The organism is Streptomyces sp. NPDC051636, from assembly GCF_044453765.1.
Lineage (GTDB): Bacteria > Actinomycetota > Actinomycetes > Streptomycetales > Streptomycetaceae > Streptomyces.
Genome location: NZ_JBITDA010000021.1, coordinates 124,905 through 149,100 on the forward strand (window position 1 = coordinate 124,905; position 24,196 = coordinate 149,100).

The 24,196-nt window shown below is 72.9% G+C and carries 22 protein-coding genes and 10 pseudogenes; 19 read left to right on the forward strand and 13 right to left on the reverse strand.

Annotated features, from left to right (window positions below):
* The first annotated feature begins 88 nt into the window (after window positions 1–88).
* Together ACIBBH_RS30435 and ACIBBH_RS30440 are read left to right on the forward strand one after the other, a co-directional pair.
* Window positions 89–844 (forward strand): dienelactone hydrolase family protein, encoded by a 756-nt coding sequence (locus ACIBBH_RS30435; RefSeq protein ID WP_399410086.1) that lies wholly within the window; start codon window positions 89–91, stop codon window positions 842–844.
* A gap of 161 nt (window positions 845–1,005) precedes the next feature.
* Window positions 1,006–2,205: a glycoside hydrolase family 64 protein gene (locus ACIBBH_RS30440; protein ID WP_399410088.1), complete on the forward strand. Its 1,200-nt coding sequence runs from the start codon at window positions 1,006–1,008 to the stop codon at window positions 2,203–2,205.
* 65 nt (window positions 2,206–2,270) lie between these two features.
* Here ACIBBH_RS30440 and ACIBBH_RS30445 read toward each other — a convergent pair.
* A pseudogene (locus ACIBBH_RS30445) lies at window positions 2,271–2,729 on the reverse strand (putative Ig domain-containing protein); the annotation flags it as partial.
* A 134-nt stretch (window positions 2,730–2,863) separates the two neighbouring features.
* Here ACIBBH_RS30445 and ACIBBH_RS30450 point away from each other — a divergent pair.
* Together ACIBBH_RS30450 and ACIBBH_RS30455 are read left to right on the forward strand one after the other, a co-directional pair.
* Window positions 2,864–4,366: a metallophosphoesterase family protein gene (locus ACIBBH_RS30450; RefSeq protein WP_399410090.1), complete on the forward strand. Its 1,503-nt coding sequence runs from the start codon at window positions 2,864–2,866 to the stop codon at window positions 4,364–4,366.
* 55 nt (window positions 4,367–4,421) lie between these two features.
* A pseudogene (locus tag ACIBBH_RS30455) lies at window positions 4,422–5,037 on the forward strand (LLM class flavin-dependent oxidoreductase); the annotation flags it as partial.
* Between the two features lie 15 nt (window positions 5,038–5,052).
* Here ACIBBH_RS30455 and ACIBBH_RS30460 read toward each other — a convergent pair.
* On the reverse strand, window positions 5,053–6,033 hold the full coding sequence (locus tag ACIBBH_RS30460; protein WP_399410092.1) for a TauD/TfdA dioxygenase family protein: 981 nt from the start codon (window positions 6,031–6,033) through the stop codon (window positions 5,053–5,055).
* Window positions 6,034–6,184: 151 nt separating this feature from the next.
* Here ACIBBH_RS30460 and ACIBBH_RS30465 point away from each other — a divergent pair.
* The 5 genes and pseudogenes from ACIBBH_RS30465 to ACIBBH_RS30485 form a co-directional block, all read left to right on the forward strand.
* Window positions 6,185–6,358 (forward strand): annotated as a pseudogene (locus ACIBBH_RS30465) (aldo/keto reductase); the annotation flags it as partial.
* A pseudogene (locus ACIBBH_RS30470) lies at window positions 6,328–6,692 on the forward strand (aldo/keto reductase); the annotation flags it as partial. The pseudogenes ACIBBH_RS30465 and ACIBBH_RS30470, both read left to right, overlap by 31 nt.
* A 90-nt stretch (window positions 6,693–6,782) precedes the next feature.
* Window positions 6,783–7,394: a DNA polymerase ligase N-terminal domain-containing protein gene (locus tag ACIBBH_RS30475; RefSeq protein WP_399410094.1), complete on the forward strand. Its 612-nt coding sequence runs from the start codon at window positions 6,783–6,785 to the stop codon at window positions 7,392–7,394.
* A gap of 6 nt (window positions 7,395–7,400) precedes the next feature.
* Window positions 7,401–8,411, forward strand: coding sequence for a non-homologous end-joining DNA ligase (gene ligD / locus ACIBBH_RS30480; protein ID WP_399410096.1), 1,011 nt, complete (start codon window positions 7,401–7,403; stop codon window positions 8,409–8,411).
* A 97-nt stretch (window positions 8,412–8,508) separates the two neighbouring features.
* Window positions 8,509–8,943 carry a cupin domain-containing protein gene (locus tag ACIBBH_RS30485; protein WP_399410098.1) on the forward strand — a complete coding sequence of 145 codons (435 nt, stop codon included), beginning with the start codon at window positions 8,509–8,511 and terminating at the stop codon, window positions 8,941–8,943.
* A 15-nt stretch (window positions 8,944–8,958) separates the two neighbouring features.
* Here ACIBBH_RS30485 and ACIBBH_RS30490 read toward each other — a convergent pair.
* The 4 genes and pseudogenes from ACIBBH_RS30490 to ACIBBH_RS30505 form a co-directional block, all read right to left on the reverse strand.
* Window positions 8,959–9,341, reverse strand: a pseudogene (locus ACIBBH_RS30490) (ATP-binding protein); the annotation flags it as partial.
* A gap of 7 nt (window positions 9,342–9,348) precedes the next feature.
* Window positions 9,349–9,816, reverse strand: a complete 468-nt coding sequence (locus ACIBBH_RS30495; protein WP_399410100.1) for a peroxiredoxin — start codon at window positions 9,814–9,816, stop codon at window positions 9,349–9,351.
* Window positions 9,813–10,193, reverse strand: a complete 381-nt coding sequence (locus tag ACIBBH_RS30500) for a DoxX family protein (RefSeq protein WP_399410102.1) — start codon at window positions 10,191–10,193, stop codon at window positions 9,813–9,815. The genes ACIBBH_RS30495 and ACIBBH_RS30500 overlap by 4 nt, the downstream gene beginning before the upstream one ends.
* A 32-nt stretch (window positions 10,194–10,225) precedes the next feature.
* Window positions 10,226–10,528 carry an AbfB domain-containing protein gene (locus ACIBBH_RS30505; protein WP_399410104.1) on the reverse strand — a complete coding sequence of 101 codons (303 nt, stop codon included), beginning with the start codon at window positions 10,526–10,528 and terminating at the stop codon, window positions 10,226–10,228.
* A 41-nt stretch (window positions 10,529–10,569) separates the two neighbouring features.
* Between ACIBBH_RS30505 and ACIBBH_RS30510 the strand changes: the two genes are divergently transcribed.
* The 5 genes and pseudogenes from ACIBBH_RS30510 to hemC all read left to right on the forward strand — a co-directional run bounded on the left by ACIBBH_RS30510 (window position 10,570) and on the right by hemC (window position 15,018).
* On the forward strand, window positions 10,570–11,526 hold the full coding sequence (locus tag ACIBBH_RS30510; protein ID WP_399410134.1) for an ATP-dependent DNA ligase: 957 nt from the start codon (window positions 10,570–10,572) through the stop codon (window positions 11,524–11,526).
* Window positions 11,527–11,641: 115 nt separating this feature from the next.
* Window positions 11,642–12,418 (forward strand): NPP1 family protein, encoded by a 777-nt coding sequence (locus tag ACIBBH_RS30515; RefSeq protein WP_399410106.1) that lies wholly within the window; start codon window positions 11,642–11,644, stop codon window positions 12,416–12,418.
* 139 nt (window positions 12,419–12,557) lie between these two features.
* A pseudogene (locus ACIBBH_RS30520) lies at window positions 12,558–13,370 on the forward strand (hypothetical protein); the annotation flags it as partial.
* Between the two features lie 52 nt (window positions 13,371–13,422).
* Window positions 13,423–13,941, forward strand: coding sequence for a hypothetical protein (locus ACIBBH_RS30525; protein ID WP_399410108.1), 519 nt, complete (start codon window positions 13,423–13,425; stop codon window positions 13,939–13,941).
* Window positions 13,942–14,082: 141 nt separating this feature from the next.
* Complete coding sequence (gene hemC, locus ACIBBH_RS30530; protein ID WP_399410110.1) at window positions 14,083–15,018, forward strand: hydroxymethylbilane synthase; 936 nt, start codon at window positions 14,083–14,085, stop codon at window positions 15,016–15,018.
* Between the two features lie 19 nt (window positions 15,019–15,037).
* On the opposite strand, the gene ACIBBH_RS30535 is transcribed toward hemC, so the two are convergent.
* The 4 genes and pseudogenes from ACIBBH_RS30535 to ACIBBH_RS30550 form a co-directional block, all read right to left on the reverse strand.
* Window positions 15,038–15,565, reverse strand: coding sequence for a hypothetical protein (locus tag ACIBBH_RS30535; RefSeq protein WP_399410136.1), 528 nt, complete (start codon window positions 15,563–15,565; stop codon window positions 15,038–15,040).
* A 189-nt stretch (window positions 15,566–15,754) separates the two neighbouring features.
* A pseudogene (locus tag ACIBBH_RS30540) lies at window positions 15,755–16,493 on the reverse strand (ABC transporter permease).
* Window positions 16,453–17,234, reverse strand: a pseudogene (locus tag ACIBBH_RS30545) (ATP-binding cassette domain-containing protein); the annotation flags it as partial. The pseudogenes ACIBBH_RS30545 and ACIBBH_RS30540, both read right to left, overlap by 41 nt.
* Before the next feature lie 27 nt (window positions 17,235–17,261).
* A pseudogene (locus ACIBBH_RS30550) lies at window positions 17,262–17,426 on the reverse strand (MarR family transcriptional regulator); the annotation flags it as partial.
* A 211-nt stretch (window positions 17,427–17,637) separates the two neighbouring features.
* On the opposite strand from ACIBBH_RS30550, the gene ACIBBH_RS30555 reads away from it, so the two are divergent.
* Window positions 17,638–18,429 (forward strand): RNA polymerase sigma factor SigF, encoded by a 792-nt coding sequence (locus ACIBBH_RS30555; protein ID WP_399410112.1) that lies wholly within the window; start codon window positions 17,638–17,640, stop codon window positions 18,427–18,429.
* A gap of 19 nt (window positions 18,430–18,448) precedes the next feature.
* On the opposite strand, the gene ACIBBH_RS30560 is transcribed toward ACIBBH_RS30555, so the two are convergent.
* Window positions 18,449–18,781, reverse strand: coding sequence for an ANTAR domain-containing protein (locus ACIBBH_RS30560; RefSeq protein WP_399410114.1), 333 nt, complete (start codon window positions 18,779–18,781; stop codon window positions 18,449–18,451).
* Between the two features lie 198 nt (window positions 18,782–18,979).
* On the opposite strand from ACIBBH_RS30560, the gene ACIBBH_RS30565 reads away from it, so the two are divergent.
* Both ACIBBH_RS30565 and ACIBBH_RS30570 read left to right on the forward strand, forming a co-directional pair.
* Window positions 18,980–19,783 (forward strand): VOC family protein, encoded by an 804-nt coding sequence (locus tag ACIBBH_RS30565; RefSeq protein WP_399410116.1) that lies wholly within the window; start codon window positions 18,980–18,982, stop codon window positions 19,781–19,783.
* A 210-nt stretch (window positions 19,784–19,993) separates the two neighbouring features.
* Window positions 19,994–20,273: pseudogene (locus ACIBBH_RS30570) on the forward strand (transposase); the annotation flags it as partial.
* 15 nt (window positions 20,274–20,288) lie between these two features.
* Here the strand turns inward: ACIBBH_RS30570 and glgX are convergent.
* Both glgX and ACIBBH_RS30580 read right to left on the reverse strand, forming a co-directional pair.
* Complete coding sequence (glgX, locus tag ACIBBH_RS30575; protein WP_399410118.1) at window positions 20,289–22,448, reverse strand: glycogen debranching protein GlgX; 2,160 nt, start codon at window positions 22,446–22,448, stop codon at window positions 20,289–20,291.
* Entirely contained in the window at window positions 22,445–22,948 is a 504-nt protein-coding gene (locus ACIBBH_RS30580; protein WP_399410120.1) for a pep a2, read from the reverse strand. The genes glgX and ACIBBH_RS30580 overlap by 4 nt, the downstream gene beginning before the upstream one ends.
* Window positions 22,949–23,251: 303 nt before the next feature.
* Between ACIBBH_RS30580 and ACIBBH_RS30585 the strand changes: the two genes are divergently transcribed.
* Window positions 23,252–23,551, forward strand: coding sequence for a DUF5133 domain-containing protein (locus tag ACIBBH_RS30585; RefSeq protein WP_399410122.1), 300 nt, complete (start codon window positions 23,252–23,254; stop codon window positions 23,549–23,551).
* A gap of 70 nt (window positions 23,552–23,621) precedes the next feature.
* A partial coding sequence (locus ACIBBH_RS30590) for a maltotransferase domain-containing protein (protein ID WP_399410124.1) occupies window positions 23,622–24,196 on the forward strand: 575 nt, incomplete at its 3' end.

Sequence of the window (24,196 nt, forward strand, 5' to 3'; positions counted from 1 at the left end):
GGGTGGATCTTGCGTGACAGCATGGCCGTGCACGCCGCGCCGGGGAGGCAGGCACCCCGGTACCATTCCGCAGGGAGGCACACTCGCCATGACCGCCGTACAGGGCACCGACGTGGACATCCCGACCGAGGACGGCACCGCCGACGCCTATCTGGTCCACCCCGGCGACGGGCGTCCCCGTCCGGCCGTTCTGCTCTACCAGAACGCCTACGGGCTGCGCCCGCATCTGAGGTCGATGGCCGACCGGCTCGCCGGGGCCGGCTACACGGTCCTGGTGCCGAACGTCTTCTACCGCCACGGCCGGGCCCCGGTCGTCGAACTGCCCGAGTTCATCGACCCCGCCGCTGACCCGACCATCTGGGAGCGGGTCGGCCCCCTCGTGGGGTCGCTGACGCCCGAGCTCGTCAAGCGGGACGCGGACGCCTGTCTGCGCTGGCTGGCCGACAGCCCGCTGGCCGCCGACGGTCCGGTCGCCCTCACCGGCTACTGCATGGGCGCCCAGCTGGCCCTGCTGACCGCCGGCACCCACCCGGACCGGGTCGCGGCCGCGGCCGGGTTCCACGGCGGACGGCTCGCCACCGACGCCCCCGACAGCCCCCACCTGGTCGCCGGCCAGGTCACCGCCGAGGTGTACTTCGGCCACGCCGACCAGGACCCCTCCCTGCCCGAGGAGGAGATCAAACGGCTCGAGGACGCTTTGACGGCGGCGGGGGTACGGCACCGCTGCGAGGTCTACCAGGGCGCCCACCACGGCTACACGCAGGCCGACACCCCCGCATACGACCGGGAGGCGGACGAGCGTCACTGGGCGGCGCTGCTCGACCTGCTGGATCGCACCTTCTGATCCCGCCGGCGCGGCGCCCCGGCTCCGACCCGGAGGTGCCGCGCCGGTTACATGCCGTTCACCTTATTGACATGTACGACACCCCGGGCCGAATCTGAGAGCGCTCTCACAACAGGTACGGACCAATCCCGTGCCATCCCGACCCCACACGGAGGTGGAGAGTGCGTCACAGACTCCTGCGCCACGCGCTGCCCGCGGCGGTCACGACCGCCCTGGTCGGCGCGCTGCTCACGCTGGGATCTCCCAGCCGGGCGGGCGCCGCGGTGCCCGACACGATCCCGCTGAAGCTGACCAACAACTCCGGACGCGCCGACCAGGTCTACGTGTACGACCTCGGCACCCAGCTGTCGACGGGGCGGCAGGGCTGGGCGGACGCGGACGGCACGTTCCACGCGTGGCCCGCGGGCGGCACCCCGCCGACCCCCGCGCCGGACGCGTCGATCCCCGGGCCCGCCGCCGGGCAGTCGAAGACCATCCGGATACCGAAGTTCTCCGGCCGGATCTACTTCTCCTACGGCCAGAAGCTGGACTTCAAGCTGACCACCGGCGGGCTGGTGCAACCGGCGGTGCAGAACCCGAGCGACCCCAACCGGAACATCCTCTTCAACTGGTCGGAGTACACCCTCAACGACTCCGGGCTGTGGCTCAACAGCACCCAGGTGGACATGTTCTCGGCGCCGTACGCGGTCGGTGTGCAGCGCGCCGACGGGAGCGTGCACAGCACCGGGCACCTCAAGTCCGGCGGCTACGCCGGGTTCTTCAACGCACTGCGCGGTCAGCCCGGCGGCTGGGCCAACCTGATCCAGACCCGGTCCGACGGTACCGTCCTGCGGGCGCTCTCCCCGCTGTACGGGGTGGAGACCGGGGCTCTGCCGGCGAACGTCATGGACGACTACGTCAACCGGGTCTGGCAGAAGTACGCGACGACGACGCTGACGGTCACCCCGTTCGCCGACCAGCCGAACACCAGGTACTACGGCCGGGTCTCGGGGAACGTCATGAACTTCACCAATTCCGCCGGCGCGGTCGTCACCAGTTTCCAGAAACCGGACGCCAACAGCATTTTCGGCTGCCACAAGCTGCTGGACGCGCCCAACGACGCGGTGCGCGGACCCATCTCCCGCACGCTGTGCGCCGGTTTCAACCGGTCGACGCTGCTGACCAACCCCAACCAGCCGGACACCTCGCCGGCGAACTTCTACCAGGACACGGTGACCAACCACTACGCGCGCAAGATCCACGCCCAGATGGCCGACGGCAAGGCGTACGCGTTCGCCTTCGACGACGTCGGCAACCAGGAGTCGCTGGTCCACGACGGCAGCCCCCGGCAGGCGTATCTGACGCTGGATCCGCTGAGCTGACCCGCACGTGTCCCGTACGCGGAGGGCTTGCGCGTGCGGGACACGTGTGTCGTGCGGCCGGTGCCTCAGCCGGTCGTCGGGGCCGTGCCGTCCACGGCGAAGCTGGTCCGGGGCGAGGAGTCCTCGACCCCGCTGAACTTCAGGGTGACCGTCGAGCCCGCGAAGGAGGACACGTCGAAGGTCCTCTGGGTGTATCCGGGGGTTGAGGTTGGAGCAGGTCGCCAGGGTCGTCGAACCGGCGGTCACCGTCGGCTTGTCGTAGGCGGTGCCGGTGGTGGTCTCGGCGGTGTCGATGTGCAGGTGGAAGATGAGCGTCGCCTTGCAGCCGCTGGGGATGGTCACCGGCTGGGACAGCCCTGGTTGCCGAGGAGCTGGGTGGAGGTGCAGCTGCCGCCGCCTCCGCCGGCGCTCACCGTCCAAGTGAAGGAGGCCGTGCCGGTCGCGCCGGTGGAGTCGGGCACCGTGACGGTGGTGCTGTAGGTGCCCGCCGTCGTGGGCGTGCCGGAGACCAGACCGGTCGAGGTTTTCCCTGCGCGCGGGTCAGGAGGCCGACACCCCTTCGGTCCGGGCGGTCGGCTCCCAAGTGCCTTCCCGGGCAGCGTGATCGTGTCGGGCCCCGCCGACCGGCCCGGGAGGGGCCGTTGTTACGGTTCACCGCGTGTCTGACTCCTCACGCGATACCGCGGAAGGCGCCGGCTGGGGCGCCGCCGAACGCGGCGACTACCGGCGGCTGATGCCGGACCACGTCGAGAAGCTGTCGTGGCTGAATCCGAGGACGCTGTGGGCCGCCCGCAACGGCGTGCTGGCCTCCTGGTTCGGCGATCCCACCGGCCGCACCCGGGCCCGCTGGGCGGCCGAGCGGGCCGCCGCCGGAGCACCCGCCGACAAGGTGGTCCGGCGCGACGACGGGGACCGCTTCTCCTTCATGGTCATCGGCGACACCGGTGAGGGCGACGACTCCCAGTACGCGGTCGTGCCCGGCTTCCTGAAGGCCGGTCAGGACACCGCCTTCGCCGTGATCGCCAGTGACGTGATCTACCCGGTCGGCAGCACCGACGACTACGGCACCAAGTTCTTCCGCCCGTACCAGGACTACCGGGCGCCGATCTACGCGATACCCGGCAACCACGACTGGTACGAGGACCTCGGCGGGTTCATGCGCGTCTTCTGCGACGACGCCCCGCCCCTCGCCCCCGAGCCGGCGCCCCGGCCGCTCACCCGCGCCTGGTGGCGTTCCCTGCTGTGGCACAGGCCGCGTCCGGCGGACGAGCAACGCCTCGCCGCGGCACGGACGTTGCGGTCGGCGCCGGAGCAGCGGGCCGTGCAGCCGGGGCCGTACTGGGCGATCGACACGGGGCCGGTGCGGATCATCGGCATCGACACCGGGCTGCTGGGCACCATCGACGCCGAACAGGGGGCGTGGCTGCGCGAGGTGTCGCGGGGCCCGCGTCCGAAGATCCTCGTCACCGGCTCGCCGCTGTACGTGGACGGCGAGCACCACCCCTGCCCCATCGAGGGCGGCGGCACCGTCGACGACATCGTCCGCGATCCCGGCCACCACTACGTGGCGGCGATCGGCGGCGACATCCACAACTACCAGCGGTATCCGGTCGACGTGGACGGCCGCACCATCCAGTACGTGGTCTCCGGCGGCGGCGGGGCCTTCATGCACGCCACGCACACCATCCCCCGGGTCTCCGTCGCGGGCGTCACCGAGCACGACTTCCGCTGCTATCCGCTGCGCGGCGACTCCCTGGCCTTCTACAGCAGGCTGTACGGCCGCCGCCTGCGGCTGCGCCGCTTCTTCACCCTCACCGAGGCCGAGGCGACGGCGGTGATCGCCGAGCGGCTGGGCATCCCGCCGACCCGCAGCCCGGGTACACCGGTCCGGCTCACCCGCCGCGTACGGCTGGTGGCGAGCCTGCTGGGCGCCGGACGCCGGCCCGAGCGGCGGGCCCGGTTCCGGCTGCCCGTGCGGAAGATCTACACCCAGTTGTTCTCGCCGGGTTCGGCGACGTACAGCCCGCCCTTCTTCAAGTCCTTCCTGCGCCTCGACGTCACTCCGGAGGCGGTCCGGCTGCGCTGCTTCGCGGCGACCGGCAACCGCGCGCAGGAGGCCGCTCCACCGGTCGAGGACCAGGTCACGATCCCGCTGATCTGATCACACGCGCGCAACACTCCGCCGCCACCATCAGGGCAGAACCGCCGTACGACCGCTGGGAGCCCATGCCGTCCGCCGCACGCCCCCGCGCAAGCTGGGCCTCCTCACCATCGGCCTGTTCGACGCGGCCGCTCCGCGCCGGGGCCACGAGTCCACGCTGGAGATCATCGAGCTGGGCGAGCGGCTGGCCTTCGACAGCGCGTGGGTGCGCCACCGGCACCTGCAGTACGGCATCTCGTCCCCGGTCGCCGTGCTGGCGGCCTCGCGGCGCACCCCCTGTATCGAGCCGGACACCGCGGTGATCCCGCTGGGCTGGGAGAACCCGCTGCGGCTGGCAGAGGACCTGGCGACGGTCGACATTCCGGCGGCCGGCTGAACCCGGGGGTCAGCGTGGGGCCGCCCACGCACTACGAGCAGGTGAAGGAGGCCCTGCACCCGGACACGGCCGACACCGAGGACTTCAGCTACGAGCGGGTGCGGCGGCTGCTGGACTCCGTGCGCGGCAAGCGGCCAGCGACTTCAGCGGGGTGGAGGGATTCGAGGCCACGCGGCGGCAGCCGCACATCGAATACAGCTCGGACGTCGTGCAGCCGCACTCCCCCGGCCTCGGCCGCCGCATGTGGTACGGCGGCGGGAGCCTGAGCTCGGCGCGTGCCCGGCGCTGGGCCGGCGGCCCGGCGCCCGAGTCACCAGCGGCCCGTCTCCGTACCGGTGACCGGCTCCGACGGCTTGCCGTCCACGCCCACCGGCACGTCACCGGCGAGCATGACCCGGTGCATGATCCGCGGGAAGGCCAGGTGGGCGTTGTCGCTGGGGGCGAGGTGGATGGTGGCCCGGTTGTCCCAGAAGGCGACGCTGCCGGGCTCCCAGCGGAACCGGACCGTGTACTCGGGCCGCACCGCCTGTTCCAGCAGCATCTGAAGCAGGGCGGCGCTCTCCGGCCGGGAGACGTCGGTGATCTGCTCCAGGTAGTAGCCGTTGACGAACAGCACCCGCTCCCCGGTCTCCGGGTGGACGCGGACCAGCGGGTGCACGGAGGCCACCTGGTGGTCCAGGAGGTGCCGGAGGTACGCGTCGTCGCCGGGGCGCGGCTGGTAGCCGACGCCGAGCCGGTGCTCGGCCCGCAGCGCGTCTACGAACGCCCGCACGGGCGCGGACAGCCCGGCGTACGCGGCGGCCAGGTTGGACCAGGTGGTGTCGCCGCCGTACGGCGGGACGGTCTCGGCGCGCAGAATGGTCGCGGCGGGCGGGTCGATGCGGGCGCCGTGGTCGCAGTGCCAGCCGCGCAGCAGGGTGTGCCGGCGCCGCTGGAGCCACTCGTCGTGCTCCATGCCGAACCGCCCGCCCAGCTCCAGCCGGTCGGCTGTGGTCTCCACCTCGGGGAAACCGGGCGGCGAGGCGCTTCCGCGCCGCCCGAGGACGACCGGCTCGCCGAACCGGCGGGCGAAGGCGACATGGCCGGCGTGGTCCAGCCGCTGTCCGCGGAAGAAGACCACTTTCCAGGCCAGCACGGCCTGCCGGATCAGGGCGACCACGGCGTCATCCAGGTCGCCGGCCAGGTCGACGCCCGTGATCTCGGCGCCGATGTGCCCGGCGACCGGCCTGACCTGGACCCCGGCGACCTCCCCCGGCTCCGCCCGGTCCACTGTGCCCCTGTCCGTCGTCATGCGCGCTCCGATGGTCGTCCGTCGGTTCCGGCTCCCTGGAGATCGTGTCAGCGAATCGGCCAGGTGGCGACAGGGCCCGTTCGTCCGGTTGATCAGCCCGTGCCCTGTCCATGAGGCTGGGAGGGACGGCACAGTCGACGGAAGGCGCACCGTGGCCGGCGTTCCGGCACACACACTCAACGACGGCACGACGCTCCCCGCCATCGGCCTGGGCACCTGGCCGATGAACGACACCCAGGCCGAGCAGGCCGTACGCCATGCCCTCCAGGCCGGTTACCGCCTCGTCGACACCGCGACGAACCGGTCGGCGACCAGTTCGGCGCGCTGGCCGAGCTGCGGGAACAGGGGCTGATCCGCCACCTGGGGCTCAGCGCGCCTCCGCCCGGCAACCGGACGAGGGCATCGCCTTCGCCCCGTACTTCCCGCTCGGCGGCTTCACCCCGTTGCGGTCCGAGACGCTGTCCAAGGTCGCCGTCCGCCCGGACGCATCGCCCCAGCAAGTCGCCCCGGCCTAGCTGCTCCGGCGCTCCCCGGACATCGTCCTCATCCCCGGCACCTCCTCCCCGGCCCACCTGCCCGAGAACATCGCCGCCGCCGGCCTGGCACTGCCCGCCGACGCGGTCGCCGGGCTGGACGGCATCGGCGCCGGGGGCGCGTGACCCCCGCCCCCGGCGGGCGTTGGGCGCGTCCGCGCCGGGGTACCCGGGCCCGCGAGGTGTCGTACGGCCGACGTACGGAAGGAGCCGCAGGTGGGTGCGGAGGACCGGCTGCGGGAGTACCGCGGCAAACGTGACTTCGAGCGGACCCGCGAGCCGTCGGGGAAGGCGGCGTCCGCCGGGGAGGAGCCCCGGTTCGTCGTCCAGATCCACGACGCGCGCCGGATGCACTTCGACTTCCGGTTGCAGGTCGGCGACGTGCTGAAGTCCTGGTCGATCCCCAAGGGCCCGTCCACCGACCCCCACGACAAGCGGCTGGCGGTGCCCACCGAGGACCACCCGCTGGAGTACGAGGACTTCGAGGGCGTGATCCCGAAGGGCGAGTACGGGGGCGGCACCGTGATCGTCTGGGACCACGGCACGTACGAGCCGCTCAGCCACGACCGCAAAGGGCGGCCCGTCGACTTCGCGGAGTCGCTGGAGCGCGGGCACGCGACCTTCCGGCTGCACGGCGCCAAGCTGCACGGCGAGTACGCCCTCACCCGGTTCCGCTCCGGCGAAGGCGGCGAGGAGGGGGCCTGGCTGCTGGTGAAGAAGGGCGCCGCCCGGGCCGCGGGGCAGGGCACGCCGGATCCCCGCCGGGCCCGCTCGGTGCGCACCGGCCGTACCCTCGCCCAGGTCGCGACGGACGACGGCGGGGCGTGACCGGCGATGTCCGGCCTGCTGGACACGGTCCCGGACGAGCAGCGCGGACTGCTGCGCCCCGCCCCTCCGGGTGCGGAACTCGCCGCGCGCCCGATGCTCGCCACGCTCAGCGACCGGCGCGAGTTCGGCGAGGGGTGGATCTTCGAGCGGAAGCTGGACGGGGTGCGGCTGCTGGCGGTCCGGGAGGGCGGCCGGGTGCGGCTGCTGTCCCGTACGGGCCAGCGGCTCGACGCCTCCTACCCGGAGGTCGCCGAGGCGCTCGCCGCGCAGGAACGCGATGACTTCACCATCGACGGTGAGGTCGTCGCCTTCTCCGGCGGCCGGACGGACTTCTCCCGGCTGCAGCGGCGTCTGGGGCTGACCCGCAGGCGGGACATCGAGGCGACCGGGGTGGCGGTGACGTACTACGTCTTCGACCTGCTCAGGCTGGACGGTGCCGACACCCGGTCGCTGCCCCTGCGCACCCGCAAGTCCCTGCTGCGCCGGGCACTTGGCTACCGCGCCCCGTTGCGTCTGACGCCCCACCGCAACGCGGGCGGCGCCGAGCTGCTCGCGGACGCCTGCGGGCGCGGCTGGGAGGGGCTGATCGCCAAGCGGGCCGACGGGCCGTACCGACCGCGCCGGTCGGCGGACTGGCTGAAGCTCAAGTGCGAGCAGGGGCAGGAGTTCGTCGTCGGCGGCTTCACCGAACCCGCGGGCAGCCGGGTCGGACTGGGCGCCCTGCTGCTCGGCTACTACGAGGACCGGGCGCTGCGCTACGCGGGCAAGGTCGGCACCGGCTTCGACCGGCGGACCCTGCTGGCCCTGCGCGGACGCCTGGACGGCCTGCACAGGGACACCTCGCCGTTCACCGGGGCGGTACGGGAGGCACGCGCCCGCTGGGTGGCGCCGGAGCTGGTCGCGCAGATCGCCTTCACCGAGTGGACGCGGGACGGGATGCTGCGGCATCCGCGGTTCCTCGGGCTGCGCGAGGACAAGAGGCCCGAGGCGGTCGTACGGGAGCGCGCGGCCCTCTGAGGGCGGATTGAGCCGTTCCGGCCCCAACGGGCTTGCGGGCCCTCTATGTTCACGGCGGAAACCGATCTTCGTCGTCCCCTCTCAGGAGGCCTCTCCCATGCGCTCCGCGCTCCGTACCGCCGTGGTCGGGGCGGTGGCCGCCACCACCGTCCTGAACTCCTCCACCGCGCAGGCCACACCGCCCGGCCCCGGGGTCACCGCCCGGCTGATCAGTACGACCACCGTGGGCGACACCGACTACGTCGTCCGCGAGATCACGGTCCCGCCCGGCCAGAGCACCGGCTGGCATTACCACGACGGCCCCGTCTACGGCTACGTCCGGCAGGGCACCCTCAGCCACTACCACGCGGACTGCGCCCAGGACGGCGAGTACCGCACGGGCGGGACCGTGTACGAGCCGGGCGGGCCGGCCGACGTCCACCTCGGCCGGAACCAGGGCGAGACCCCGCTGGTGCTCGATGTGCTGTACGTCCTGCCGCACGGCAAGCCGTACTCCGAGGACGTGCCGAACCCGGGCTGCTCCTTCCAGTGAGCAGTGATCAGTTGGTCAGCCAGGCAGCGGCTGTTCGGCCCAGATCATCTTGCCGTCGGTCGTCTGCCGGCTGCCCCGGCGCTGGGTGAGCTGGGCGACCAGGAGCAGTCCGCGGCCACCCTCGTCGCAGGCGTACGCGCGGCGCAGGTGCGGCGAGGTGGAACTGCCGTCGGAGACCTCGCAGACGAGCGCGCGGTCAGGTGCAGCTGGACGGGTGGGGCGCTGTAGCGGATGGCGTTGGTGACCAGTTCGCCGACGACCGGTTCGGTGACGAAGGCCGCCTCGTGCAGCCCCCAGGCGGTCAGGCGCTCGGAGGCCGCCTGCCGGGTGCCGGCCACCTCGGCCGGGTCCGGCGGGACGTCCCAGGTGGCGACCCGGTCGGATCGAGCGCGGGAGCGGCGGACCTCACCCCCGATGCGTGCGCACAGCGGCCAGGGCCCGGTCGGCGTGCGTGTTCATGCGCAGTTCGCTGCGCACGACCTCCAGGACCGTGCGGTCTTCGGCTATCACGAAGGTGACCCGTTTGGTCGGCGCGAGCGAGAAGCCGCGCTTCACGCCGAACCGCTCGCGGACCGCCCCGTCGGCGTCGGACAGCAGCGGCATGCCGAGGGTATGCCGCCCGGCGAACTCCTGCTGGCGTTCGACGGGGTCGCCGCTGATGCCCACGGGCCGTGCGCCGACCGCGGCGAACTCGGCGGCGAGGTCGCGGAAGTGGCAGGCCTCGGCGGTGCAGCCGGGGGTCAGCGCGGCGGGGTAGAAGAACAGCACCACGGGACCGTCGGCGAGCAGCTCCGACAGCCGCCGGGCCGTGCCCGTCTCGTCCGGCAGCGTGAAGTCCTCGACCTTGTCGCCGACGTCGACGCGCCCGCTCATGCCCGGCCCTCCCCGGCGCGCGCGATCCCGCGGGCCCACAGCACCAGGGGCAGTTGGAGGGGCAGCCGGGCGAGGGCGGCGGCCCTGAGCGGCGCGGGCCGGTGCCGCCAGTCGACGGCCATCTGCGCGTTGGCCGGGAACACGCCGACGAAGAAGGCCGCGGCGGCCTTCGCCGCCGCGGGCCGCGTCCGCGGCAGCGCCAGGCCCGCCGCCAGCGCCAGTTCGACGGCCCCGCTCGCGTACGTCCAGGTCCGGGGCGACCCCGGCAGGGCCCGCGGAATCGTCGCGTCGAACCGGCGTGGTGAGGCGAAGTGGGCGACACCCGCGGCGGCCAGCAGACCGGCGAGCAACAGGGGCGAACGTTCGGACCGGGGCACGGTTCCTCCTCGTGATGACCTGGCCCCGGATATTACTCCCCGGTAGACACGGGGGACGGCTGCTGCTCCAGGCAGTAGGCGGCATCGGCCCGGTCCGGGGCGGTGCTGACCGGCTGGACGTACAGCAGGTTGCCGTAGGGGCGGACGTACCGTCCCGGACAGTTGTACGACTCCAGAGAGACGCCGCTCGCGAAGCCGGCGGGGCCGGCACGCCGGCCGAACGAGGCGTCGCTCCTGAAGGTGGCGGAGCCGTCGTCCGGGACGCTCCCGCGGCACCGGCCGTTCAGGGGAACCGGCCGGGAAAGGCGCGTGAGGCGGCCGGGCGCGGTCGACACCTTCAGCCGTGACCGCCGCGACGCTGCCGCTGATCCCGCCGATGCTCGCCACGCCCGGCACGCTGCCGCCCGCCACGCAGGACGCCCGATGGGCCTACGAGACCAAGCAGGACGGCCAGCGCGTGGTGGTCTACCTGCCCGGCGACGGCAGCCTCCTGCTGCGCAACCGTTCCGGTGAGGACATCACCGCCGCCTACCCCGAACTGCTGCCGCTCGGCCACGCCCTCGGCACCGTCCCCGCCGTCCTGGACGGCGAGGTCCTGGCCCTCGACGAACACGGGCGCGCGAACTTCCAGTTGCTGCAGAGCCGCATGGGCCTGGCCCACGCGCCCGCACGTGCGGCCCGCCGGGCGGCCCAGGTCCCGGTCCACCTCGTGCTGTTCGACGTGCTGCACCTGCAGGGGCGGCCCCTCCTCGACGTTCCCTACCTCCGCCGCCGCGCCCGGCTGGAGGCCCTCGGCCTCGACGGGCCGTCCTGGTCGACTCCGGCCGCCGTCATCGGACACGGCGCCGAGGCGCTGCGGGCCACCCGGGAGCACGGCCTGGAAGGGCTGGTGTGCAAGCGGCTGGACTCGGTGTACGAGCCCGGTGTGCGCTCCCGCGCCTGGATCAAGATCCGGAACATGCGCAGCGAGGACGTCGTCATCGGCGGCTGGCTGCCCGGCAAGGGGCGGCTCACCGGCCTGCCCGGCGCGGTGCTGGTGGGCCAGCGCGCCGCCGGAAGGCTGCGGTACGTCGGTGGGGTGGGCACCGGCTGGAGCGAGGCGGAGCGGGCCGAACTGGCACTGCTGCTGCGGGCCGCCGAGACCGGCGTGTGCCCCTTCGACCCCGTGCCGCCGGTCTCCGGGGCGCACTGGGTGCTGCCCCGGCTGGTCGGAGAGGTCAGCTACAGCACCCGGACCCGGGCCGGGATGCTGCGCCAGCCGTCCTGGCTGCGGCTGCGCCCGGAGCTGGCGCCGGAGGAGTCGGCGGCGGACCTGCCGGACGACACGGTCTGACGGCACGTCACAGTCGGGCGGGACTTCGCCACGGTGACGCCCGTGACGTCTTGGCAACGCAAGGACCGGCGTGGATGCTGAACTCCCTTGCCCCCCACCCTCGTTGGAGGACGCAGTGTCGTCACGGACGTCCCGCATCCGGCGCCGGAGACTCTTCGCCGGCCTGGCCGGTGCCGCCGCCCTCGTCGTCGCCTTCCCCACCGCCGCCTTCGCCGCCCCGCCCCAGGCGCTGCCCGCCCATGCCGAGGCCGCTGAGCTGACGTACCAGCCCGCCTTCGACTACGACACGGACGGCTGCTACCCGACGCCCGCCATCGGCCCGGACGGCACGGTCAACGGCGGCCTGAAGCCGACCGGCGCCCTCAACGGCAACTGCCACGACGCCTTTGACCTGGACAACACCAACAGCTACTCGCGCTACAAGTGCAACAACGGCTGGTGCGCCTACATGTACGGCCTGTATTTCGAGAAGGACCAGGCCCTGGCCGGCAGCAGCATCGGCGGGCACCGCAACGACTGGGAGCACGTCGTGGTGTGGGTGCGGGACGGGCAGGTCCAGTACGTGTCGACCTCCAACCACGGCTCGTTCACCGTGCACGCGCTCTCCGCGATCCGCTTCGAGGGCACGCACCCGAAGATCATCTACCACAAGGACGGCATCAGCACCCACTGCTTCCGGCTGGCGAACAGCAAGGACGAGCCGCCGGAGAACCACAAGCACACCTGGCAGTACCCGCCCCTGGTCGGCTGGAACGGCTATCCGGCGGGCCTGCGCGAGGAGTTGAGCGCGTACGACTTCGGCAGCGCCCACTTCGGGCTGAAGGACGACAGCTTCGCCTCGCACCTGTCCTCGGCCAAGCCGTCCGGCATCACGTTCGATCCGGCGGCCTGAGGACGCCCGGCCGGGGACGTACGACCCCGGCCGCGCCCGGTCTCCCTCCGGCGCCCGATCCGGTGCCGTCCGCCACGTCCTGGCGTGCTGCGCATGAACGCACGGGACACGAGCGGACGGCTCGAAGAAGTCCTGGGACGCGGTGCACCGGTGGCTGGACCGCTACCGGCCGAAGCTCGAGGACTTCCCCGCGCCGGTGGCACCGGTCACCGGCGACAACTGGGCCTCGGCGCTCGGCGATCCGCGCCGTGCCGCGGACCGGATCGCCTGATTCCCGCGGGCCGTGCGGGAGCGGCCGTGGCGCGAGGTCCTGGCCGAGTGGTGGCCGCGGCCGCCGCCGGGCCTGTACGGCGCGGCCACGCATCCGGTCATCCGGACCGGACACGCCGTACGGGCCCTGTCGGCGCGGGAGGACGAACCGCGTGTGGCCGAACTCGCCCATGCCCTCGGCTACTGGGCGGCTGGCACCACCCGGCGTCCGGCCTCGCCCCGCTGCCCGGCGCGCCGGGCGCCGCCGAGTCCCTGGACCTGGTGCCCGCCATCACCACCGAGTCGCAGTGCGTTCCCCGACCGGCCGGCCGTCGTGAGCCTGCTGCCCGTCCGGGCCGGCGAGGTGAGCGACCCGCCACGGCGGGGAGACGGTGCTGGTGCACGCGGCGACCGCGCCGAACGCCGTGCTGCGCGCCCTCGACGCGTTGCTCCAGGCGCTGGGGGCGACCGGCCCCCACGCGGCCTTGACGGCGTCCGCCGCCGTCACCGTCATGCACGCGCCCGCCGGGCCGGTCGGCTACGTGCCGCCCGCCCGCCTCACGCCCGAGGAGGTGCTGGAGCGCGCCCTGGCCCACGGCGACGAGCACGTCGTCGAGCTCACCGACACCGCCCTGGACGCCGCGACGAGCAGGCCCTCGCCGCGGCGCTGCGCGCCGTGGAACTCAGCACGCCCCTCTTCTGAGACGTCCCGCCCCGGCGTGGACGCCCACGGATCCGCGCCGCATGATGGCCGGATGGATCTTCACGGAGAATTGCCCGCGGCGGTGGACGCCGACGCCCTGCTCGGCCTCGCCAAGGCCCATCACGCCCGCGCCGTCCGGGCCCTGGGCACCCGGGAGGCCGCCGGCCACCTGGTGAAGGTGTACGCGCTGCGGGCGCCGGGCCGAACGGTCACGGGGCAGGACGCGGACACGGCGCTGGAGGTGGCCGCCGGCCATCTGGCGCTCGGCGGGCTGCGCGGCTCGCTCGGGCTCGCGGTGCTGCTCGTGCACGCGGGCGGCGACGGGGACTACGTGCTGGTGCACAGCTGGATCGAGGGGCACATGTCCGACCTGGCCGTCTTCACGGGACCCGCCGGGCGGCCCGGGGAGCTCAGGCCCGGGCGGGCCGGGCTCGCGCCGTGCGTGTGGGAGGCGGCCGTACTCGCGCACGAGCGGGACGCGTTCTCCCGGCATGTCCTGGACTCCACCGGCCCGTTGCCGGAGCGCCTCGCCGCCTGGAGTGCCGACACCATCGAAGGGGAGGTCCGCTGACCGGCTCTCCCGCCGTGCGGCACGCCGAACGCGCCGGCCTGCCGCGCATACCTGCACATGGGCCGCCCGCTGCGCTGCGGCCTTGCTGTCACGCGCCGAACGGCGGCTCCGGGAGGTCGGCGCAGCGTCTATCGTGTCCTCATGGCCGTCCCGGAACTCATCCGCATCGTCTCCCGCGACTCACCCATGGCGCTCGCCCAAGTCGAACGCGTCCGCGCCGAGTTGGCCGCCCTGCATCCGGGGGTGCGCACCGAGGTCGTGCCGGTGAGGACCACCGGGGACAAGTGGCTCGGCGACCTGTCGAAGGTCGAGGGCAAGGGGGCGTTCACCAAGGAGGTGGACGCCGCCCTGCTGGCCGGGGAGGCGGACCTCGCGGTGCACTGCGTCAAGGACGTGCCCGCCGACCGGCCGCTGCCCGCCGGCACGGTGTTCGCCGCGTTCCTGAAGCGCGACGACATCCGCGACGCGCTCGTCCACCCGGGCGGGCTTACCCTCGGCGAGCTGCCGCCGGGCACCCGCGTCGGCACCTCCTCGGTGCGCCGGGTCGCCCAACTGGCCGCGACGCACCCGTACCTGCAGTGCGTGCCGTTCCGGGGCAACGCCAACCGCCGCCTGGAGAAGCTCGCGGCCGGTGAGGCCGACGCGCTGCTGCTGGCGGTCTCCGGCCTGGAGCGCATCGGCCGGCAGGACGTGATCACCGAGGTGCTGTCCCCGGAGACGATGATGCCGCCGATCGGCGCGGGCATCCTCGCCCTGCAGTGCCGCGAGGGCGACACCGAGCTGATCGACGCCGTCAGCGGGCTCGGTGACCCGGACACCCACCGGGAGGCCACCGCGGAGCGGATGTTCCTGCACGTACTGCAGGGGCACTGCAACAGCCCGATCGCCGGATACGCGCGCGTCGACCACGGCGGCGAACTGTCCCTGCGCGCCTGTGTCTTCACCCCGGACGGCAAGACCCGGCTGAACGCCCACGAGTGGGCGGGCCGCCTCGACCCGGCCACGCTCGGCACGTCGGTCGCCGTGTCCCTGCTGCGGCAGGGCGCACGGGAGATCATCGACGGCATCCCGCACTGACGCGCAGGTCCGGCGGCCGTCAGGCGGTGCCCGGCTCCCCCTGGTCCCGCAGGAAGGCGCTGACCTGGTGGGCGAGGCTGCCCGGTCCGGCGCCGGCGGCGGCAGCGGCGCCGACGTGCTCCTCCAGCACCCCGATGCCGCCCGCCCACAGCCGGCGCTCGGTCCACTCCTCGTCGACCCGCAGCTGGATCTGGACGTCCACCTGGGCCAGGGCGGCCTCGGGGCCGGCCGCGTACAGCACGGCGGTGGCACGGCGCAGCGGGTAGACGTCGAAGCCCTCGATGAACTGGGAGTTGCGCCAGTCGATGAACGCGCCCTCCCCGTCGGGGCCGACCCGGACGTCGATCTGGCCGTCCTCGAGGTGCACGCCGAAGTGCTGGGCGCCGCGGTTCTCGACGGTCACCCGGAGACGGAAGTAGGTCAGGCCGGCGGCGGCGTCGTCCCGTCCGCGCGGTGGATCGGCCGCCTCCAGACGGTGGACGCGGACCCGCAGACCGGCGTGCTCGTCGTACTCCTGCCAGTCCCCGACCACGTTCGGCTCGTACACAATGCCCCTCTCCACCTCCGAGGCCTGCTTCCTATCTGTGCGCTCAGCGCACTGTCAAATGAGCGGAATGCGCTGTGGCCTGGGGATTCACCCGCTTTGATCGCTGATCAAGCCGTGCGCAGGAAGAATCCCCCCGCGGGACCCGACGAGAGATCCCGCGTGCGTGCCGCACATCACGTCCGCGAAAGGTCAGCGAGCCGGCCGGCCGAGTGGCGAGGAGGCCGCGGTGATGCCGAGCGCGGCGGCCACCGCCAGCACGCCGAAATCGGCGGCGAGATGCGCGGGCGTGCCCAGCAGGAGGCCGTGCGGGGCGTCGACTTGGTAGCTCAGCGGGTTGACCTTGCTGACCGCCTGGAGCCGGCCCGGCATCACGGAGACCGGGTACAGGGCGTTGGAGCCGAAGAACAGCCGCATCGTGATCGCTTGCCTGAATCCCACCAGGCGGTCGCGGCTGAGCACGATGCCCGCGATGGTCATCGACAGGCAGGAGAAGAAGGTGGAGGCGAGGACGACGGCGGCGGCGACGCCGAGCAGCTTCCACGGGTTCCGGGTGAGCGCGACACCGAGCACCGTGGCGATGAGATGACGACCACCGCCTGGATCAGCGGCTTGTGAACACGGCGGACTGGGCGATGATGCCGGGCCCCAGGTAGTCGATGTAGGGGATGCCGCCGGTGGGGACCGCCCGGATTCTGGTGAAGGTCTGACGGAGATCAGCAGCCACGGGGCGGGCTGGACCGCCGGGGTGCAGAGGTCGGTGCGGTCGTGGCGCAGTTTCTGCAGTTCGACGGCGCACATCGGCACGGCCCGGGCGGGCAGCGGCCGCCAGCCCGCGCGGGGCTGCGGCGGCCGCGGCAGCAGGGCCGTGCCGCCCTCGGCCGGCGGGGTCAGCCGGCACGGTTCGCGGAGCGGCGGGTGCTTCGGACATCGCGGAAATCTCCTGGCTTCTCGTCGGGGCCGCTGCCGGCGACGTCGCGGAAGACGTCCTCCAGCGTGGGCAGCGCGCCCGCGGCCGGCACACCCGCGGCACGGCGCCGCTCGCCGAGCCCCCGCCGCAGTTCGGGCCGGGGTGCCGAGGGCGCGGACGCGGCCGCGGTGTATCAGGCCGGCCCGGTCCCAGTACTGGTCGGCCTCGTCCATGTCGTGGGTGGAGACCAGGACCGTCATGCCGGTGGCCGCGCGGACGGCGTTCACGTGCTCCCAGACACCGGTCCGGGCGGCGGACCATGCCGCCGGAGCAGGTGCCCGCCAGCCAGCCGGTCGGCGGCTTCGCCGAGGCCGACGGCGGCCAGGGCCTGGTCGACCCGGGCCACGCGCTCCCGGCGCGGGACGTCGAAGACCCGCGCGAAGAGGGCGACGTTCTCCCGCCCGGTGAGCCCGCTGTGGGCGGACAGCTGCTGGGGGACGTACCCGAGCGGCCGGCGTACGGCCGTACGGTCCCTGGCGGAGTCGTGACCGAAGACCCGGACCATGCCGGCCGGTACCGGCAGGAGCGTGGTGATGCAGCGGACGGCGGCGGTCTTGCCGGCGCCGTTGGGCCGGGCGGTCCGAAGACCTCGCCCTCGCGCACCACCAGGTGGAGCCCGTCGACCGCGTTGGTGTCCCCGACGGCATGGGCGAGCCCGGCGCAGGTGACGGCGTCGGCCGGCTCGGCCGGCGGTGTGGCGGTGTCCGCGTCGGGGGGCGGTGTCCCGCGTCATGATTCCTCGGCCTCCTCGTGCAGGGTGACGGCCAGCTTGCGCAGCGCCGGGAGTGCGGCGCGCAGCGCGTCCCGGTCGGCCGTGTCGAACCGGGCCACGTGGGCGTCGACCAGGGCCGCCCGCCGGCGCTCCCAGTCGCGCAGCCGGTTCCGGGCCGCCTCGGCGGCCGGGAGAACGAAGGCCGGGAGAACCATGACCGAATAGCGTGAATTGTTTCGGTATATTGTGGTTCGGGAATCAGCACCCATGTGCTTCGGACAGGAGGCACTTCCGTGGGAGCCGGCCCGCCGGATCCCGGTATCTCCGTCCGGCCCGCCTGAGCGTCTCCCATGGTGTCTTCCCACCCGGCACCCGCTGAGGGAGGTGCGCGCGATGCGTGGCACCAGCAGGACGAAACCCCATCCGCACGACGACGCCCCCGACACCGCCGAGGCGTTCGAGCGGCTCGCGGGCCTGACCGACGGCCCGGAGCGCCAGGCGCTGCGGGAGGAACTGGTGCGGCTGTGGCTGCCCATGGCCGAGCGGATCGCCGTACGGTTCCGCGGCCGGGGCGAGTCCCTGGAGGACCTGTACCAGGTGGCGGCGCTGGGCCTGGTCAAGGCCGTCGACCACTTCGACCCGGCGCGCGGCCGGGCCTTCGAGGCGTACGCCGTGCCGACCATCACCGGCGAGATCAAGCGCCACTTCCGCGACCACATGTGGACCCTGCACGTGCCGCGCCGCGTGCAGGACCTGCGCAACCGCGTCCGGACCACCGTCAAGGAGCTGGCGCAGACGACCCCCGGCCGGGCGCCCACCGTCGCCGAGATCGCCGAGCGCGCGCAGCTGACCGAGGACGAGGTGCTCAGCGGCCTGGAGGCGCTGGAGTGCTTCACGGCACTGTCGCTGGACGCCGAGATGCCCGGCACCGACGGCTACGCGCTGGGGGACGCCCTGGGCCGGCCCGAGCCCGGCTACGACCTGGTCGTCGACCGCGCGGCGGTCAAGCCGTGTCTGCAGGCGCTGCCCGAACGCGAACGCATGATCCTGTACCTGCGGTTCTTCCGGGGCATGACGCAGAGCCGGATCGCCCAGCAGCTCGGGATCTCGCAGATGCACGTCTCCCGGCTGCTCAGCAGCTGTTTCGCGAACCTGCGCGAGGAGCTGTTCGCCGAGCCCCGCTGAGGGCGGACGGCCGGGGCGGTCACTCGGGCGGAGAGCCGGGAAGCTGCGTGGGGCCGTGCCGCTCGAGGGCCTCCTCGAGCTCGGCGCGGACGTCGGCGGGCATGTCGCCCGTACGGCCCCAGATGAGGATGAGCTCGGCCACGTTGCGCAGCTTGATGTTCGTGTGCTGGGAGACCTCCTTCAGCACCAACCATCCCTGGTCCGGCGTCACCCGGCCCAGCGCGACGATCATCCCGATCGCCTGGTCCACGACAGCGTGGGAGGTGACGGCCTCCTTCAGCTGGTGGACCTCTTCCTGCAAGGCGAAGACGCGGTCCGGCTCCGCCTCGTCCTGGCGGCCGTTCATGGACATGGTCGCCTCCCGATGGGTGCAGGGCTTCGCCTCACGGCCCTCAGCCCATCAATACACCGTCGCGCGGCACCCCGCCATGCGCCACCGCAACGTTTGCGACCGCCCGGGCGGGGTACTCCGCAGGCGCTCGTTCCGCTTCCGGACGACACTGGTGGGAGACCGGTGGCTGCCGGTCGCCGAGACCAGGACGCGACTGCCATGAATTACGACACCACCCTCCCCGGCGGTACGACGAACATCGTCTCCACACACTCCGTGTTCGGCGCACCCTGCTGGGTGAGTCTGACCAGCCGCGACCTGCGGGCCACCCAAGAGTTCTACGAGGCCGTCCTCGGCTGGCGATGGCGCGACGCCCGGATGGGCGACCACTTCCGCATCGCGCTGGCGGGCGGTGTGCCGGTCGCGGGGATCGCGGCCGTCGCCACCATGTGGCAGATGGCGGTGGCGTGGACGCCGTACTTCGCGGTCCCGGACGCGGACGAGGCCGCGGCGCGGGCCCGGGAGCGCGGCGGCACGGTGGCCGTCGGCCCGTTGTCCTTCCCGCCGGGACGGGCGGCGCTGCTGGCCGACCGGGACGGTGCCACCTTCGGGATCTGGGAGGGCAAGCTCGTCTCGAACTGGGAGGCCTGGCGGCGGGCGGCACCAACATTCATCCGGCTGCACACCCGGGACGCCTTCGACTCCGCGATCTTCTACGGCGAGATCTTCGACTGGGCCTCGGAGCGCCCCGGCTGCTGCCAGGTCGAGTACGAGGGCGGCGAGGTCGTGCTGCGCAGCCGGGGCGACGTGGTGGCGCGCATCGACTCCGGCGCGGTGGAGGCGGCCCCCGATCCCTCCGTCCGGCCGCACTGGCAGATCCACTTCGCCGTGGACGACATGGCTGCGTGCGCGCGGGCGGCGGAGAAGCACGGGGGGAGCGTGCTGAGGGAGGGCGAGGAGGAGGCCATCCTGCGCGATCCCGACGGTGCGCAGTTCACGGTGACGGCGCGGCGCGAACGCTGAGGTGGGCCGGCGGGCTGCAGTGGTCCGGCGTCGTCCCCTCGGTGCGGTTGACGGGGTTGACGTGGCCAACGTGCCCCATGGGGTGACGGCTGAGACAAAATGCCACTTGCGCCTGTCTCATCCCGAGAAGCTGGCAGAACGTGCTCCTGCTGGTCGCACTGCGCGCCTGGGCGCACGCCCCTGACCAGCGGTATGTCCGGGTCATGGCCGAAGGAGGGCAAGGGGGCGGAGCCGTCCGCGTGCGTGATCGACGCGCAGAGCGTGAAGACCTCCACCACCGTCCCGGCTCGTCACCGACACCCTCGGACTGCTCCTGGCAGTGCTGGTCACGGCCGCGAGCGTGCAGGACTCCGTCGCCGGCACCCACCTGGTCGACCAGGTGGCCGCCGCCCACCCCACCATCCGCAAAGTCCGGGTGGACGGCGGCTACCGCCAGCACCTCGTCGAGCACGCAGCCACCCTCGGCATCGACATGGAAATCAAGGGGAGGCACGACTGCCCGTGGCTAGGCGGGGTTGACGGCGCGGCTGCCGTGCGCGGGCCGGGACAGCAGGACCAGGCTGCGGGGTTCGAGGCGCAGGCGGGTGCCCGGCTTGCGTTCGCGTTCGTCGGGGACGCCCTCGGGGTCGGCGGTGTCGATCAGGGTGGTCCAGCGCTCCCCGTAGGAGCGGTCGGGCAGGCGGAAGTCCACCGGCTCCCAATAGCCGTTGAGCAGGAGCAGGAAGGAGTCGTCGACCACGGGCCGCCCGTACGCGTCCCGTTCGGCGATGGCGTCGCCGTTGAGGAACACGCCGACGGAGTGCGCGTCGGCGCGCTGCCAGTCCCGGTCGGTCATCTCGCGCGCGTCGGACCGCAGCCAGACCAGGTCGGGCAGGGGCTGCTTGGAGTTGGTGGCGGTCTCGCCGCGGAAGAAGCGGCGGCGGCGCAGCACGGGGTGCGCGGCGCGCAGAGCGATGACATGCCGCGTGAAGTCCGCCAGCGTGCGCTGCTCCTCCGTCAGCCGCCAGTCGACCCAGGAGACCTCGTTGTCCTGGCAGTAGGCGTTGTTGTTGCCGCGCTGGGTGCGGCCGAGTTCGTCGCCGTGGCAGAGCATCGGGATGCCCTGCGACAGCAGCAGCGTGGCCAGCAGGTTGCGCTGCTGGCGGGCGCGCAGCTCCCGTACGGCCGGGTCGTCGGTCTCGCCCTCCACCCCGCAGTTCCAGGACCGGTTGACGCTCTCGCCGTCCCGGTTGTCCTCGCCGTTGGCCTCGTTGTGCTTGTCGTTGTACGACACGAGGTCGCGCAGGGTGAAACCGTCGTGCGCGGTCACGAAGTTGACGCTGGCGCGCGGCCGGCGCCGGCTGTGCCCGTAGAGGTCGGAGGAGCCGGTCAGCCGGGAGGCGAACTCGCCGAGGGAGCCGGGCTCGGCCCGCCAGAAGTCCCGTACGGCGTCCCGGTAGGGGCCGTTCCACTCGGACCACAGCGGCGGGAAGTTGCCCACCTGGTAGCCGCCCTCGCCGACGTCCCAGGGCTCGGCGATCAGCTTGACGCGGCTGATCACCGGGTCCTGCTGGATGAGGTCGAAGAACGCCGACAGCCGGTCCACCTCGTGGAACTGCCGGGCGAGTGTGGCCGCCAGGTCGAAGCGGAAGCCGTCGACGTGCATCTCGGTGACCCAGTACCGCAGCGAGTCCATGATCAGCTGCAGCACGTAGGGGTGCCGCATCAGCAGGCTGTTTCCGGTGCCGGTGGTGTCGTAGTAGTGCGCCCAGTCGCCGTCGACGAGGCGGTAGTACGAGGCGTTGTCGATGCCCCGGAAGGAGAGGGTGGGGCCCAACTCGTTGCCCTCGGCGGTGTGGTTGTAGACCACGTCGAGGATCACCTCGAGCCCGGCCTCGTGCAGCGCCTTCACCATCGTCTTGAACTCGTTGACCTGCTCGCCCCGGGTGCCGAAGGCGGCGTAGGCGTTGTGCGGGGCGAAAAATCCGATGGTGTTGTAGCCCCAGTAGTTGGACAGGCCGCGGTCCTGGAGCACGCCGTCGTGCACGAACTGGTGCACCGGCATCAGCTCGATGGCGGTCACGCCCAGTGAGGTCAGGTGCTCGACAACCGCCGGGTGCGCGAGCCCGGCGTAGGTGCCGCGCAGCCGCTCCGGGACCTCGGGGTGCGTGCGGGTGAGCCCCCGCACGTGCGCCTCGTAGATCACGGAGTCGGCGTACGGCCGCCGGGGCGGGCGGTCGTCGCCCCAGTCGAAGTAGGGGTCGGTGACCACGCCGAGCATGGAGTGCCCGGCGCTGTCGGCCGGGGAGGGGCCGCTCGGTGCGCGCTCGTAGAGCGAGGCGTGGTTGTCGATCTGCCCGTCCACGGCCCGCGCGTAGGGGTCGAGGAGCAGCTTGGCCGGGTTGCACCGGTGGCCGAGGGCGGGGTCCCACGGGCCGTGCACGCGGTAGCCGTAGCGCTGCCCCGGCCCGATGCCGGGCAGGTAGCCGTGCCAGACGAAGCCGTCGACCTCGTTGAACGGGACGGGGGTCTCGGTGCCGGCGTCGTCCACGAGGATCAGCTCGACGCGCTCGGCGACCTCACTGAACAGGGCGAAGTTGGTGCCCTGCCCGTCGAAGGACGCGCCCAACGGGTAGGGGTGCCCGCTCCACACGGGCACCCCTTTCCGGGATCGCCGCGCGGTCACCGGGCCTCCTCCAGGGTGCCGTCCGTCGAGGCGGCCAGGACGGTCACCGGCACCTCGCGGGGCACGTTGAGCCCCTCGCTGAGGTTGGGCGCCGGGGCCTTCGGGACCAGCGGGACGCGCTGGCCGGCGCGGGCGCGCTGCGAGAACCAGATGATCTTGCTGCCGGTGTCCGTGGCGCAGCAGCCCCAGCCGTCGCTCATCGCGGCGATGTGGGCCAGGCAGGCTCGCAGGTCCTGGTCGGGGCGGAGTTCACGGTCGTCGCCGCCGATGGCCGTGATGAGGTGCTGGCCGTTCCACCACATCTCGATCGACGTGTGCTTGTCGGTCGCGTGCTCGTCGATGGCCCGGAGCAGCAGTTCGGTGCCACGGCGGACGGGTTCCACGAGGTTGTCGAGGTCCCAGTAGCGGAGGTGGGCGGCCAGGATGCGGCTGACCTGTCCGACCCGTTCGGGGCTGACTTCCACGTCGAGGTGGTAGTAGCAGGGCACTGCGGTCTTCATCGTCGCTCGCTCCTCACCGGCGAAGCTCTCGCTCCTCCTCGCCCCGTCCGGCCAGGTGCCGGACACGGAGCGTGAGCACTGATCGCTTCTGAGTCAGGATCAACAGTGGGGCCACTACGCCATTCGTGCAACACGAGAGCGCCATTGGGGTAGTTGAAGAGCCAACAAGACGCTCTGTCGCCGCGCGTGCACCATAGGTGAAAGCCTCGATCGCCGTAACGGATCCGTGCCTCTCCGTGCACGGAGACCACCCGACCGTCGGGAAGCGTGCCCAGTCGAGAGCGTCGGAAGGTGAACAGGGCCATGCTGCTACCCGCTAAGGCCGAAGTGGCCCGGCTGTTGCGGCGGTACCGGGCGTGGGAACGTCTGATGCTCGCCTCGCCCTCCGACCGCGCCGTCCGGGCCGCCTTCGAGGACTCGGGCTACACCCTGTGCGTACTGATGGGAAAACGCTGCGCCCGGGAGGCCGCGGACGCCGCCGAACGCTATCTGCGCACCACGCTCGCCGCCTACCTGCAGGAGCAGGCCGGGCGGCCCCGGGTGAAGGGCCGGACCAGGCGGGCTCCCCCGCCGGACCGGCGTCCCACGGCGGGAAGGCGCTGACTTTCCGGCACCCATCGGATTCCGCGCCGGGCCGCCGGCCCGGCTTCGCGCACGGCGGAGGTGACACCCCATGAACTCGACCGAGGCCATCGGCCGCATCCCGGTCCGGGACGTCCGGCCCGCCGTGGAGTACGGCAGGCGCCCGGCGAAGGCGGTCGCGGGCGAGACCTTCCAGGTCACCGCCACCGTCTTCCGCGAGGGCCACGACGCCGTCGGCGCGAACGTGGTGCTGCGCGATCCCGGGGGGCGCCCCGGCCCGTGGACGCCGATGCGTGAGCTCGCCCCGGGTACCGACCGCTGGGGCGCCGAGGTCACCCCGACCGCGACGGGCCGCTGGACGTACTGCGTGGAGGCCTGGAGCGACCCCGTGGCCACCTGGCGGCAGCACGCGCGGATAAAGGTTCCGGCGGGCATCGACACCGGCCTGGTACTGGAGGAGGGCGCCGGACTGCACGCCCGGGCCGCCGCCGGGGTGCCCGCGGGCCGCGAGCGCGCCGTCGTGCTGGCGGCAGCGCGGGCCCTGAGCGACGACTCCCTGCCCCCGCACTCCCGGCTGGCGGCGGCGTTGGCGCCGGAGGTGGACGAGGTCCTGGCCCGGTATCCGCTGCGGGAACTGGTCACCGCCTCCGAGCCGCTGCCCCTGCT

What these genes read in the sequence shown, in the direction of transcription:
- ACIBBH_RS30435 (WP_399410086.1), top strand. Translation starts at nt 89, where the DNA reads ATGACCGCCGTACAGGGCACCGACGTGGACATCCCGACCGAGGACGGC.
- ACIBBH_RS30460 (WP_399410092.1), bottom strand. Translation starts at nt 6,033, where the DNA reads ATGACGACGGACAGGGGCACAGTGGACCGGGCGGAGCCGGGGGAGGTC.
- ligD (WP_399410096.1), top strand. Translation starts at nt 7,401, where the DNA reads ATGTCCGGCCTGCTGGACACGGTCCCGGACGAGCAGCGCGGACTGCTG.
- ACIBBH_RS30485 (WP_399410098.1), top strand. Translation starts at nt 8,509, where the DNA reads ATGCGCTCCGCGCTCCGTACCGCCGTGGTCGGGGCGGTGGCCGCCACC.
- ACIBBH_RS30495 (WP_399410100.1), bottom strand. Translation starts at nt 9,816, where the DNA reads ATGAGCGGGCGCGTCGACGTCGGCGACAAGGTCGAGGACTTCACGCTG.
- ACIBBH_RS30510 (WP_399410134.1), top strand. Translation starts at nt 10,570, where the DNA reads ATGCTCGCCACGCCCGGCACGCTGCCGCCCGCCACGCAGGACGCCCGA.
- ACIBBH_RS30525 (WP_399410108.1), top strand. Translation starts at nt 13,423, where the DNA reads ATGGATCTTCACGGAGAATTGCCCGCGGCGGTGGACGCCGACGCCCTG.
- hemC (WP_399410110.1), top strand. Translation starts at nt 14,083, where the DNA reads ATGGCCGTCCCGGAACTCATCCGCATCGTCTCCCGCGACTCACCCATG.
- ACIBBH_RS30555 (WP_399410112.1), top strand. Translation starts at nt 17,638, where the DNA reads ATGCGTGGCACCAGCAGGACGAAACCCCATCCGCACGACGACGCCCCC.
- ACIBBH_RS30560 (WP_399410114.1), bottom strand. Translation starts at nt 18,781, where the DNA reads ATGTCCATGAACGGCCGCCAGGACGAGGCGGAGCCGGACCGCGTCTTC.
- ACIBBH_RS30565 (WP_399410116.1), top strand. Translation starts at nt 18,980, where the DNA reads ATGAATTACGACACCACCCTCCCCGGCGGTACGACGAACATCGTCTCC.
- ACIBBH_RS30580 (WP_399410120.1), bottom strand. Translation starts at nt 22,948, where the DNA reads ATGAAGACCGCAGTGCCCTGCTACTACCACCTCGACGTGGAAGTCAGC.
- ACIBBH_RS30585 (WP_399410122.1), top strand. Translation starts at nt 23,252, where the DNA reads ATGCTGCTACCCGCTAAGGCCGAAGTGGCCCGGCTGTTGCGGCGGTAC.